The following is a 13,018-nucleotide window of genomic DNA, read 5'->3' as shown; positions in this document are numbered from 1 at the left end:
CCAATGGCTAAATTATCTAAGAAAGCTAAACTTATCCGCGAAAAAGTGAATGCGACTAAGCAATATGAAATTAATGAAGCTATCGCTTTATTAAAAGAACTTGCTACCGCTAAATTCACAGAAAGTGTTGACGTTGCCGTTAATTTAGGTATCGATTCGCGTAAATCAGACCAAAATGTTCGCGGTGCAATTGTGCTTCCACATGGTACTGGACGCAGTAGTGTGCGCGTTGCTGTATTTACTCAAGGAGCAAAAGCAGAATTAGCTAAAGAAGCGGGTGCTGATTTAGTAGGTATGGACGATCTTGCTGATCAAATCAAAAAAGGCGAAATGGATTTTGATGTTGTTATTGCATCACCTGACGCTATGCGTGTTGTTGGTCAATTAGGTCAAATTTTAGGACCGCGTGGTTTAATGCCAAACCCTAAAGATGGAACTGTTACCCCTAATGTTGCTGAAGCTGTAGAAAATGCTAAAGCAGGTCAGATTCGTTACCGTAATGATAAAAATGGTATTATCCATACAACTATCGGTAAAGCTGATTTTGATGCAGATAAGCTTAAAGAAAATTTAGAAGCATTACTTGTTGCGTTAAAACGTGCAAAACCAGCATCTTCTAAAGGTGTATTTGTTAAGAAGGTGAGTCTTTCTACTACAATGGGCGCTGGTGTCGCTATTGATCAAGCAACATTAAATGCAACTGTTTAATGATTTTTATCGTTAAACAATGAAATCGGTTGGTGTCTGGCCTTAACCAGACCCCGTCCAAGACCGTAGGTGTGGTTGATGTTTAACTACTTAATTTCCCTACGTAGACGGTGACAGAACCTGATAAGATATAATAGAAGGATTCTGCTCATCGTGGTTGTGCTAGCTACATTTGTAACTAGTTAAATTAAGTCTAGGCTTTGCCTAGTATAATCCAGGAGCAATACCAATGGCACTAAATCTTCAAAATAAACAAGAAATTGTTGCTGAAGTTAATGAAATCGCCAAAGGTGCGCTATCTGCAGTTGTTGCTGATTCTCGTGGCGTAACTGTAGAAAAAATGACTGCATTACGTAAATCTGCTCGTGAAGCGGGTGTTTATATGCGTGTTGTTCGTAATACGCTATTGCGCCGTGTTGTTGAGGGTACTCAATACGAGTGTTTAAAAGATACGTTTGTTGGTCCAACTCTAATTGCATTTTCAAATGAGCACCCAGGTGCCGCTGCGCGTATTTTTAAAGCGTTTGCGAAAGAAAATGAAAAATTTGAGATTAAAGCCGCAGCCTTTGAAGGTGAGTTGATTACTGCAGCGAACATTGATCGCTTAGCAACATTACCTACTTATGAAGAAGCATTAGCTCGCTTGATGTCAACCATGAAAGAAGCCGCAGCTGGCAAACTGGTTCGTACTCTTGCGGCGGTTCGTGATCAAAAAGAAGCTGCTTAATTGTCAGTTTGATTATGAATATTATCAATTAAAAAAATGTAAATTTGGGAAACTATATTATGTCTATCACTAAAGAACAAATTTTAGATGCAGTTGCTGAAATGTCTGTTATGGATGTTGTTGAACTTGTATCAATGATGGAAGAAAAATTTGGCGTTTCTGCAGCTGCAGCAGTTGCAGTTGCAGCAGCTGGTCCGGCTGAAGCAGCAGAAGAAAAAACTGAATTTGATGTAATCTTGAAAGAAGTTGGTGCTAACAAAGTAGCTGTCATTAAAGCAGTTCGTGGTGCAACAGGTTTAGGCTTAAAAGAAGCGAAAGATCTTGTTGAATCAGCTCCAGCAACAGTTAAAGAAGGCATTAGCAAAGCTGATGCAGATGAACTTAAAAAGGCACTTGAAGAATCTGGTGCAGTTGTCGAACTTAAATAAGTTTATCAATAATACCATAAATGGCTGGGGGTTTTATACCTCCAGCCATTTTGCGCTATAATAAGTTAAAGAATTTTATTTGAAGATTATCAATAAAGTAATAAAGAAATAGTATATTTATTAAGCCTAATCAATTGATATTTATAGATATTTTCGATGAGGTGTCAGGTGCCATCAGTTAGCGATAGCACTCCTGATGAATATTTAATCATGCTAAAATAGCAGATAAGCAAGTTGAGGAACTAATGGTTTACTCTTATACCGAGAAAAAACGAATTCGTAAGAATTTTGGTAAGCGTCCACAAGTCTTGGATATACCGTATCTTCTTTCTATTCAACTTGATTCGTTCCAGAAATTTATTGAGCAAGATCCAGAAGGACAATATGGCTTAGAAGCTGCATTCCGTTCAATATTTCCGATAAAAAGTTATAGTGGTAATGCTGAGTTACAGTACGTGAGCTTTAAGATGGGTGACCCCGTATTTGATGTTAAAGAATGTCAAATTAGAGGGATCACTTACTCAGCACCGTTGCGCGTAAAATTACGTTTAGTTATTTATGATAAAGATGCGCCAGAAGGAACAGTTAAAGATATTAAAGAGCAAGACGTCTACATGGGCGAGATTCCTTTAATGACGGACAATGGTACATTTGTGATCAACGGTACAGAACGTGTAATCGTATCACAATTACATCGTAGTCCGGGTGTATTCTTTGATAGTGATAAAGGTAAAACACATTCTTCAGGTAAAGTTTTATATAATGCTCGGATTATTCCTTATCGTGGCTCTTGGCTTGATTTTGAATTTGATCCAAAAGATAATCTTTTTGCTCGAATTGACCGTCGTCGTAAACTTCCAGCAACAATTATTTTGCGTGCACTAGGTTATGAAACAGAAGAAATCTTAGCTATTTTCTTTGAAAAAACTAATTTTGAAGTTGGCAAATCTAAGTTAAAAATGGATCTTGTCCCAGAGCGTTTACGTGGTGAAACAGCACTGTTTGATATTGAATCAAAAGGTAAAGTGTATGCTGAAAAAGGCCGACGTATTACTGCTCGTCACATTCGTGAATTAGAAAAAGATAAAGTTAGCAAAATTGATGTACCAGTTGAATATATCGTTAATAAAGTTCTTGCTAAAAATTATGTTGATGAAGCTACGGGAGAGGTTATTGCTTTTGCTAATACACCAATCTCATTAGAACTATTACTTCAATTAACCAAAGCAGGACATAAACAAATAGAAACTTTATTCACTAATGATTTAGATCATGGTGCATTTATTTCTGAAACATTAAATGTGGATTCAACTCGCGACCGACTAGGCGCGTTAGTTGAAATTTATCGCATGATGCGTCCAGGCGAGCCACCAACAAAAGAAGCTGCTGAAGCATTATTTGATAATTTATTCTTCTCTGATGAACGTTATGATTTATCTGCTGTTGGTCGTATGAAGTTTAACCGTTCTTTAGGGCGTGATAGCATTGAAGGCGAAAGCGTTTTAACGAAAGATGATATCGTTGACGTAATGAAGAAATTAATCGCTATTCGTAATGGACATGGTGAAGTCGACGATATCGACCATTTAGGTAACCGCCGTATTCGTAGTGTTGGTGAAATGGCAGAAAACCAATTCCGTATTGGTTTAGTTCGTGTTGAGCGAGCAGTGAAAGAGCGCTTATCTTTAGGTGATCTCGATTCATTAATGCCACAAGATATGATTAATGCTAAACCAATTTCAGCAGCGATTCGTGAATTTTTTGGTTCAAGTCAGTTATCTCAGTTTATGGATCAAAACAACCCATTATCTGAAATTACCCATAAACGTCGTATTTCAGCATTAGGTCCAGGTGGTTTAACACGTGAACGAGCAGGGTTCGAAGTACGTGACGTACATCCAACACATTATGGTCGTGTATGTCCAATCGAAACGCCAGAAGGACCAAACATCGGTTTAATTAACTCATTAGCGGTTTATGCTCGTACCAATGAGTATGGATTTTTAGAAACACCATACCGACGAGTGATTGATGGTATCGTAACTGACGAAATTAATTATTTATCAGCGATTGATGAAAGTGAATTTGTAATAGCTCAGGCAAACTCGAACCTTGATGAAGATGGCCGTTTTAAAGAAGACTTAGTAACTTGTCGTTTAAATGGTGAATCAGGCTTATATAGTCCAGAACAAGTTCATTATATGGACGTATCAACCCAGCAAATCGTATCGGTTGGTGCATCATTAATTCCATTCCTTGAACATGATGATGCGAACCGTGCTTTAATGGGTGCAAACATGCAGCGTCAGGCAGTACCAACGTTGAAAGCGGAAAAGCCGTTTGTTGGAACGGGAATGGAACGTGCAGTGGCAGTTGACTCAGGTGTAACAGCTGTTGCTCGTCGCGGTGGTACAGTTCAATATGTTGATGCATCGCGTATTGTGGTTAATGTTAATGCTGATGAAATATATGCAGGTGAAACCGGTATTGATATTTATAATTTAACTAAATATACCCGTTCTAACCAAAACACTTGTATTAATCAGATTCCATGTGTGGAATTAGGCGAAAAAGTTGAGCGTGGCGATGTGCTTGCCGATGGTCCATCAACTGACTTAGGTGAATTGGCATTGGGTCAAAACATGCGAGTGGCTTTCATGCCATGGAATGGTTATAACTTTGAGGATTCTATTTTAGTTTCTGAAAAAGTGGTACAAGATGACCGTTTTACATCAATTCATATTCAAGAATTATCTTGTATTTCTCGTGATACCAAGTTAGGCGCGGAAGAAATTACCGCTGATATTCCAAATGTGGGCGAAGCTGCACTATCTAAACTTGATGAATCAGGTATCGTTTATATTGGTGCTGAAGTTCAAGGTGGTGATATTCTGGTCGGTAAAGTAACACCTAAGGGTGAAACGCAATTAACGCCAGAAGAAAAATTGCTACGTGCAATTTTTGGTGAAAAAGCATCTGATGTTAAAGATACTTCATTACGCGTACCAAATGGTGTTTCAGGTACAGTTATTGATGTTCAAGTGTTTACTCGTGATGGTGTACAAAAAGATAAACGTGCGCTTGAAATCGAAGAGATGCAACTTAAACAGGCAAGAAAAGATTTAACTGAAGAACTTAAAATCTTAGAAGCTGCATTGTTTGCTCGTATTCGTGATGTACTAATTTCGGATGGAATCAAAGCTGATAAATTAGATGCTTTACCACGTGAAAAATGGTTAACAATCGGTATCCCGAATGAAGATAAACAAGCTCAATTAGAACAGCTTGCTGAGCAGCACGAGGAAATCAAAGCTGAATTTAATAAGAAATTTGAAGCTAAACGCATGAAGATCACACAAGGTGATGATTTACAACCCGGTGTGCTCAAAATTGTTAAAGTTTACTTAGCAGTTAAACGTCAAATTCAGCCTGGTGATAAGATGGCTGGTCGTCATGGTAACAAAGGGGTTATCTCTAAAATTAACCCAATTGAAGATATGCCATATGATGACAAAGGTCGTCCTGTTGATATCGTATTAAATCCACTAGGTGTTCCATCTCGTATGAATATTGGACAGATCCTAGAAACTCACTTGGGTATGGCTGCTAAAGGTATTGGTCAGAAGATTGATACGATGTTAAAAGAACAGCAGGAGTTAGCTAAATTACGTGAGTTTATTCAAAAAGCGTATGATCTTGGTTTAGGCGCTGCACAAAAAGTTAATGTAGCAGAATTTACTGATCAAGAAGTCATGAATTTAGCACAAAACTTGCGTAATGGTATGCCACTAGCAACTCCTGTGTTTGATGGTGCCAAAGAGCAAGAAATTAAAGCCTTACTAGAGCTGGGTGATTTACCAACTTCTGGTCAAATTACTTTGTATGATGGTCGTACAGGGGAACAATTTGAACGTCCAGTTACTGTAGGTTATATGTATATGCTTAAATTGAATCATTTAGTTGATGACAAAATGCATGCCCGCTCTACTGGTTCATACAGTCTGGTTACTCAACAGCCATTGGGTGGTAAAGCTCAATTTGGTGGTCAACGTTTTGGTGAGATGGAAGTATGGGCACTTGAAGCATATGGTGCAGCTTATACCTTACAAGAAATGTTAACCGTTAAATCAGATGACGTAAACGGCCGTACTAAGATGTATAAAAATATTGTAGATGGTGATCATCGTATGGAGCCTGCGATCCCAGAATCATTTAATGTACTATTAAAAGAGATCCGTTCGCTAGGTATTAATATCGAGTTAGATGAAGAATAATTTTTGCTAACTTAAATGATTTCTATTTATAGGGATAACTTATTATTAGTAATAAGTTATCTAATTGGTTTAACTCCATAGGAGTCAATTGTGAAAGACTTACTAAAGTTTCTAAAAGCACAAACAAAAACAGAAGATTTTGATGCTATCAAGATAGGCCTTGCTTCTCCTGATATGATTCGTTCATGGTCTTTTGGTGAAGTTAAAAAACCTGAAACAATTAATTATCGTACGTTCAAACCTGAGCGCGATGGATTGTTTTGTGCGCGTATTTTTGGACCAGTAAAAGATTATGAGTGTTTATGTGGAAAATATAAACGTTTAAAACACCGTGGTGTAATTTGTGAAAAATGTGGAGTTGAAGTAACTCAAGCTAAAGTACGTCGTGAACGTATGGGGCACATTGAACTAGCATCACCAACTGCCCATATCTGGTTTTTAAAATCATTACCATCTCGTATCGGTTTATTACTTGATATGCCTCTTCGTGATATTGAGCGAGTGCTTTATTTTGAATCATTTATGGTTCTTGATGGTGGTATGACGAACCTTGAACGTGGTCAAATTTTAACTGAAGAACAATATTTAGATGCGTTAGAAGAGTTTGGTGACGAATTTGATGCTCGCATGGGGGCAGAAGCTATTCAAGAGTTATTACGTAATATTGATGTGCAAGCAGAATGTGAAGCACTACGTGATGAACTCGCTACCACTAATTCTGAAACTAAGCGTAAAAAGCTGACCAAACGTATTAAGATTATTGAAGCATTTATTCAATCAGAAAATAAACCTGAATGGATGATTCTGAACGTATTACCTGTGTTGCCACCAGATTTACGCCCATTGGTTCCACTTGATGGCGGACGTTTTGCAACATCAGATCTTAATGATCTTTATCGTCGAGTTATTAATCGTAATAACCGTTTAAAACGTTTATTAGACTTGGCTGCACCGGATATCATTGTACGTAATGAAAAACGGATGTTACAAGAATCGGTCGATGCATTATTAGATAATGGTCGTCGTGGTCGTGCGATTACTGGTTCAAACAAACGCCCATTGAAGTCACTTGCTGATATGATTAAAGGTAAGCAAGGTCGTTTCCGTCAAAACTTGTTAGGTAAACGTGTTGACTATTCTGGTCGTTCTGTAATTACTGTAGGTCCATACTTACATTTGCATCAGTGTGGTTTACCGAAGAAAATGGCCCTTGAATTATTCAAACCATTTATTTACGGTAAATTAGAGCGTCGCGGTTATGCAACAACCATTAAAGCAGCGAAGAAAATGGTTGAGCGTGAAGATGCAATTGTATGGGATATCTTAGATGAAGTTATCCGTGAGCATCCAGTATTACTAAACCGTGCCCCAACATTGCATAGATTAGGTATTCAAGCATTTGAACCGATTCTAATTGAAGGTAAAGCCATTCAATTACACCCATTAGTTTGTGCGGCGTTTAATGCTGACTTCGATGGTGACCAGATGGCGGTTCACGTTCCATTAACGTTAGAAGCACAATTAGAAGCTCGTGCGTTAATGATGTCAACCAACAATATTCTTTCACCGGCAAGTGGTGAGCCTATCATCGTTCCTTCACAGGACGTGGTTCTAGGTCTTTACTATATGACTCGTGATAAAGTCAATGCTAAAGGTGAAGGCATGATATTAACTGGTCCTAAAGAAGCTGAAAAGCTGTATCGTTTAGGTTTAGTTGAATTACATGCTAAGGTTAAAGTCCGTATCACTGAAAGCCAACGTAACAGTGTAGGCGAGTGGGAAGACACCACCTCGGTTGTTGATACAACGGTTGGTCGTGCAATTTTATGGTTAATTATGCCAAAAGGGATGAGCTTCTCTGTTATCAATCAACCTTTGGGTAAAAAAGCGATCTCTAAAATTTTAAATATCTGTTATCGCCAGTTAGGCATGAAAGATACGGTTATTTTAGCTGACCAAATCATGTACACTGGATTTGCTTATGCGGCGCGTTCAGGTGTATCAGTTGGTATTGATGATATGGAAATTCCAGCGAAGAAATCACAAATCATCAACGAAGCTGAAATCGAAGTTGCTGAAATTCAAGAGCAATTCCAATCTGGTTTAGTAACTGCAGGTGAACGTTATAACAAAGTTATCGATATTTGGGCTGCCGCTAATGAGCGCGTTGCTAAAGCGATGATGGATAACTTATCAACTGAAAAAGTAATTAACCGTGAAGGCGAAGAAGAAGTTCAATCTTCTTTCAATAGCATTTACATGATGGCCGACTCTGGTGCGCGTGGTTCTGCAGCACAGATTCGTCAGCTTGCTGGTATGCGTGGCTTGATGGCAAAACCAGATGGTTCGATTATTGAAACACCTATCACTGCGAACTTCCGTGAAGGATTAAACGTACTTCAGTACTTTATCTCTACGCATGGTGCGCGTAAAGGTCTTGCGGATACCGCATTAAAAACAGCGAACTCAGGTTACTTAACTCGACGTTTAGTTGATGTAGCGCAAGATTTAGTGGTGATTGAAGATGACTGTGGCACCTTAGAAGGTGTAGTGATGACACCTGTTATTGAAGGCGGTGATGTTAAAGAGCCACTTCGTGAACGAGTATTAGGTCGAGTCACGGCTGAAGATGTATTAAAACCTGGTAGTGCAGATATCTTAATCCCACGTAACACATTACTTGATGAAAGTAAATGTGACTTACTTGAAGCAGAATCTGTTGATAGCGTTAAAGTGCGTTCAGTGGTTTCGTGTGATACTGATTTTGGTGTGTGTGCAAAATGTTATGGTCGTGACTTAGCACGTGGTCACTTGGTCAATAAAGGTGAAGCAATCGGTGTCATTGCGGCGCAATCAATCGGTGAGCCAGGTACACAGTTAACCATGCGTACGTTCCACATTGGTGGTGCGGCATCGCGAGCGGCTGCCGAATCAAGTGTTCAAGTTAAAAACAAAGGTAGTATTAAATTAACTAACGCTAAATTTGTAACTAACCCAGACAAGAAACTGGTAATTACTTCACGTAATGCTGAATTAACCATTATTGATGACTTAGGTCGAATGAAAGAAACCTACAAAGTGCCTTATGGTTCGATTTTAAGTAAAGGTAATGGTGTTGCGGTTGATGCGGGTGAAACAGTGGCTAACTGGGATCCACATACGATGCCAGTTATCTCTGAAACTAAAGGTTTTGTTCGTTTTGTGGATATGGTTGATGGGCAAACTATTACTCGTCAAACTGATGAATTAACTGGTTTATCATCTATTGCGATATTAGATGTAGCAGAACGTACAGGTGTAGGTAAAGATTTACGTCCAGCCATCAAAATTGTTGATGCTAGAGGTGATGATATCTATCTTGCCGGTACTGAAATGCTTGCGCAATACTTTTTGCCTGGTAAAGCTCTAGTACAGTTAGAAGATGGTGCTGAAATCAATATTGGTGACACACTCGCTCGTATTCCACAAGCATCTGTTGGTACCAAAGATATCACAGGTGGTTTACCACGTGTTGCTGATTTATTTGAAGCACGTAAACCAAAAGAGCCAGCAATCTTGGCTGAAATTGACGGTATCATTTCATTCGGTAAAGAAACAAAAGGTAAACGTCGCTTAATTATCACGCCATTAGATGGTAGTGAACCATATGAAGAGATGATTCCAAAATGGCGTCAACTTAACGTGTTTGAAGGCGAACAAGTTGGTCGTGGTGATGTGATTTCTGATGGTCCTGAATCAGCGCATGATATTTTACGTCTACGTGGCGTTAATGCGGTAACCCGTTATATTGTTAACGAAGTTCAAGAAGTTTATCGTCTACAAGGTGTAAAAATTAACGATAAACACATTGAAGTTATCGTCCGTCAAATGTTACGTAAAGCAACGGTTATTCATCCGGGTGGCTCACGCCTACTTGAAGGTGAACAACTTGAAGTTTCACGTTTGAAGATTATCAACCGTGAACTTGAAGCGCAAGGTAAAGAACCAATTGTTTACTTACACGATTTACTTGGTATTACTAAAGCTTCCCTAACGACTGAATCGTTTATTTCTGCGGCTTCGTTCCAAGAAACAACTCGTGTCTTAACTGAAGCAGCAGTGGCTGGTAAAAATGATGAATTACGTGGCTTAAAAGAAAACGTAATTGTAGGTCGATTAATTCCAGCTGGTACGGGTTATGCTTATCATAAAGAACGTTTACGTAAACGCGCAATGCCATCAACAGATGAGATTCAAACAACAATTTCAGCGGAAGAGGCAACAGCTAATTTAGCTGAATTACTAAACTCTGCCGAAGAGAATCAATAGCCTCATTAGGTTTAATTTGCAAATAGCACGCATGGCGTGCTATTTTTTTATGTCATGCTTAAAACTATATGAAAGAAGATTGGTATGTATATTGTAATGAACCGTTTTAAAATTAAACGCGGTAGTGAAGATACATTTATTGACATGTGGCGAAAGCGTGATAGCCATCTGAACGAAATGCAAGGGTTTAATCGTTTTTACTTTTTACAAGGAAAGACAGAAGAAAATTATACACTATTTTCTTCATTTACTGAGTGGGAATCTAAAGCTGATTTTGAAACTTGGGTTAATTCTGAACACTTTAAGCATACCCACCGTAATACGAATAACCGACCAAATAATAGTGATATTTATTTAGAGCTAGCATAATTAGAGTGTTTCGAAGTCGTACTTTAATAAATGTGATATTAAGTCTGATAAAGTTGCAAAAAACTATTTTAATTATTTATCATTCAGTAAATCAAAGTGATGTGAGTAATAGCAAACCCTGTTTTACATCAACGCCATAATAACAAAATAAAAATCGTCCACAATCTATACCGCATTAAATTTTGTTTTTCAAAACATCAAAAAACTCATTAAAATCAATTTGATATCCAATCTATTTTATTAGAGAATGTAATAATTGTTGATAAACAACATAGTAAAGAGTCAATGAATGTTAAAATAATAATTAGTAACAAAAACAAATTATATTCCATGCGCCCATTGACGAAATCATGATTTAAAGGTAATATGCGCGCCTTATGTATTGTGTTCTTTTTTTAGAAGGAACATAAGAGAAACTTTAAGGTAGCATGCATATTTTATGCAAAATAAATTGCCATTAACAATTGACCCAATTAAATCGGCACAAAAAAAGCTTGATTATGTTGGATATTATCCAGCTAAAAGTGTAACTAGGGTTGAAAGTCCGCAAAGTGATATTGAGTGCAGCTTATCTTTTAAGTTTGATGAGCAGCGGCTTTGTGTTATTACAATTGATGCAAAAATGACGTTAGAGTTGGTTTGCCAACGTTGTTTTAAACCTTTTATCACAGAAGTTCATGTGATGAATAAATTTAGTCCTGTTAAGAGCGATGCTCAAGCAGAGGCTCTACCGGAACATTATGAGCCCGTTCTGATGAACGAGTTTGGCGAAGTAGATATATTAGCGTTACTTGAGGACGAAATTATTCTCTCGTTACCAATTGCGCCGGTACATGATAGTAAACACTGCGAAGTGTCAGAGGCTGATATGGTATTTGGTGACATTTCAATTGAACGTGAAAAACCAAATCCATTTGCAATTTTAGTTAGTTTAAAGAATAAGGGGTAAATCCATGGCTGTTCAACAGAATCGTAAAACTCGTGCAAAACGTGGTATGCGTCGTTCTCATGATGCATTAACTGTTGCTAATATTTCAGTTGATGAATCAGGTAAAACACATTTACGTCATCACGTAACCGCTGATGGTTATTATCGTGGTCGTAAAGTGATTTCTAAATAATTACTACCTAATTAGAAATCCTCAGGTGACATTTTGGATAATCTAACCATTGCGTTAGATGCTATGAGCGGGGACTTCGGTCCTCGTGCTATTATTCCTGCAGGAATAACAGCTCTAAACTGTTATCCAAACCTTTCTATTTTTCTGGTGGGCGATCCAACGGAAATTAGTTTCTTTTTGTCAAAAGAAAATTCAAAACTTGTCTCTCAATATGAACAAGAGGGGCGGTTAACCTTGATCGAATCGACTGCGGTTATTGCTAATGATATGAAGCCTGCATATGCGATTCGCCATAGCCAAGGGACGTCAATGAGAATAGCGCTTGAGCTGGTTAAAGATAACAATGCTCAAGCCTGTGTTAGTGCTGGTAATACAGGTGCTCTGATGGGGCTGTCCAAACTCTTATTGCACTCTTTAACTGGTATTGATCGCCCAGCTTTAGTTGCCACTATTCCCGCATTAAACAATCAAAGTACAGTTGTGCTGGATTTAGGTGCTAATGCTGAATGTGATAGTGATATGTTAGTACAATTTGCCATAATGGGCGAAATATTAGCAAAAACAGTGCTAAAAATTGAACATCCTCGAGTTGCCTTACTTAACATTGGTGAAGAAGATATTAAAGGATTGGATAAAATACGTGCAGCAGCTTCTATTTTAAAATCGAATGATCAGATTAATTACATTGGCTATTTAGAAGGTAATGAACTTCTCACTGGCAAAACAGATGTATTAGTATGTGATGGTTTTGTTGGCAATGTGACGTTAAAAACAGTAGAAGGCTTAGTTAAAATTTTCATGTCTTCATTTAAGTTGTCTCTTGGTCACAATTCATTATTAATGAAACTATTAAGTAAATGGTTACAGAGAAAGTTCTCAAAAAATTTTGGTTATTTGGAACCAGGACGATATAATGGTGCTTGCTTGCTTGGACTTAGAAGTATTGTGATTAAAAGTCATGGTAGTGCTAACCAAAAGTCATTTTTTGCAGCAATTGAACAAGCTATTTTGGCTATACAAACAAATATACCAGAGAAGATTGCAACAAGCCTTTCTTCCGCACTACCCAAGAGCGAATAATTA

At 37.9% G+C, this 13,018-nt stretch carries 9 protein-coding genes; all 9 read left to right on the top strand.

Going from position 1 to position 13,018, the window contains the following annotated elements:
* The first annotated feature begins 3 nt into the window (after positions 1-3).
* The 9 genes from rplA to plsX all read left to right on the top strand — a co-directional run bounded on the left by rplA (position 4) and on the right by plsX (position 13,015).
* A complete protein-coding gene (gene rplA / locus A9G23_RS05090; protein WP_065586587.1) occupies positions 4-708 on the top strand; it encodes a 50S ribosomal protein L1 in 705 nt (234 codons plus the stop codon).
* Positions 709-937: 229 nt separating this feature from the next.
* On the top strand, positions 938-1,435 hold the full coding sequence (gene rplJ / locus A9G23_RS05085) for a 50S ribosomal protein L10 (RefSeq protein ID WP_065561374.1): 498 nt from the start codon (positions 938-940) through the stop codon (positions 1,433-1,435).
* Positions 1,436-1,494: 59 nt separating this feature from the next.
* Positions 1,495-1,863, top strand: a complete 369-nt coding sequence (rplL, locus tag A9G23_RS05080) for a 50S ribosomal protein L7/L12 (RefSeq protein WP_065586586.1) — start codon at positions 1,495-1,497, stop codon at positions 1,861-1,863.
* Between the two features lie 245 nt (positions 1,864-2,108).
* A complete protein-coding gene (gene rpoB / locus A9G23_RS05075; protein WP_065586585.1) occupies positions 2,109-6,137 on the top strand; it encodes a DNA-directed RNA polymerase subunit beta in 4,029 nt (1,342 codons plus the stop codon).
* Positions 6,138-6,227: 90 nt separating this feature from the next.
* Positions 6,228-10,445, top strand: coding sequence for a DNA-directed RNA polymerase subunit beta' (rpoC, locus tag A9G23_RS05070; protein ID WP_065586584.1), 4,218 nt, complete (start codon positions 6,228-6,230; stop codon positions 10,443-10,445).
* 84 nt (positions 10,446-10,529) lie between these two features.
* Positions 10,530-10,814, top strand: a complete 285-nt coding sequence (locus A9G23_RS05065) for an antibiotic biosynthesis monooxygenase family protein (protein WP_065586583.1) — start codon at positions 10,530-10,532, stop codon at positions 10,812-10,814.
* A 439-nt stretch (positions 10,815-11,253) separates the two neighbouring features.
* Positions 11,254-11,763: a 23S rRNA accumulation protein YceD gene (yceD, locus tag A9G23_RS05060; RefSeq protein WP_065586582.1), complete on the top strand. Its 510-nt coding sequence runs from the start codon at positions 11,254-11,256 to the stop codon at positions 11,761-11,763.
* 4 nt (positions 11,764-11,767) lie between these two features.
* The gene (gene rpmF / locus A9G23_RS05055) at positions 11,768-11,935 is read left to right on the top strand and encodes a 50S ribosomal protein L32 (protein ID WP_025316508.1); all 168 of its coding nucleotides are present in this window, start codon (positions 11,768-11,770) and stop codon (positions 11,933-11,935) included.
* 33 nt (positions 11,936-11,968) lie between these two features.
* Positions 11,969-13,015, top strand: a complete 1,047-nt coding sequence (gene plsX / locus A9G23_RS05050; protein WP_081296960.1) for a phosphate acyltransferase PlsX — start codon at positions 11,969-11,971, stop codon at positions 13,013-13,015.
* Positions 13,016-13,018 lie beyond the last annotated feature (3 nt).

Origin of the sequence: Gilliamella sp. App4-10 (genome assembly GCF_001690495.1) — a bacterium.
GTDB classification, from domain to species: Bacteria; Pseudomonadota; Gammaproteobacteria; order Enterobacterales; family Orbaceae; genus Gilliamella; species Gilliamella apicola_G.
The sequence above is the reverse complement of the archived record's forward strand: the minus strand, read 5'-3'. Positions and strand labels throughout refer to the sequence as shown.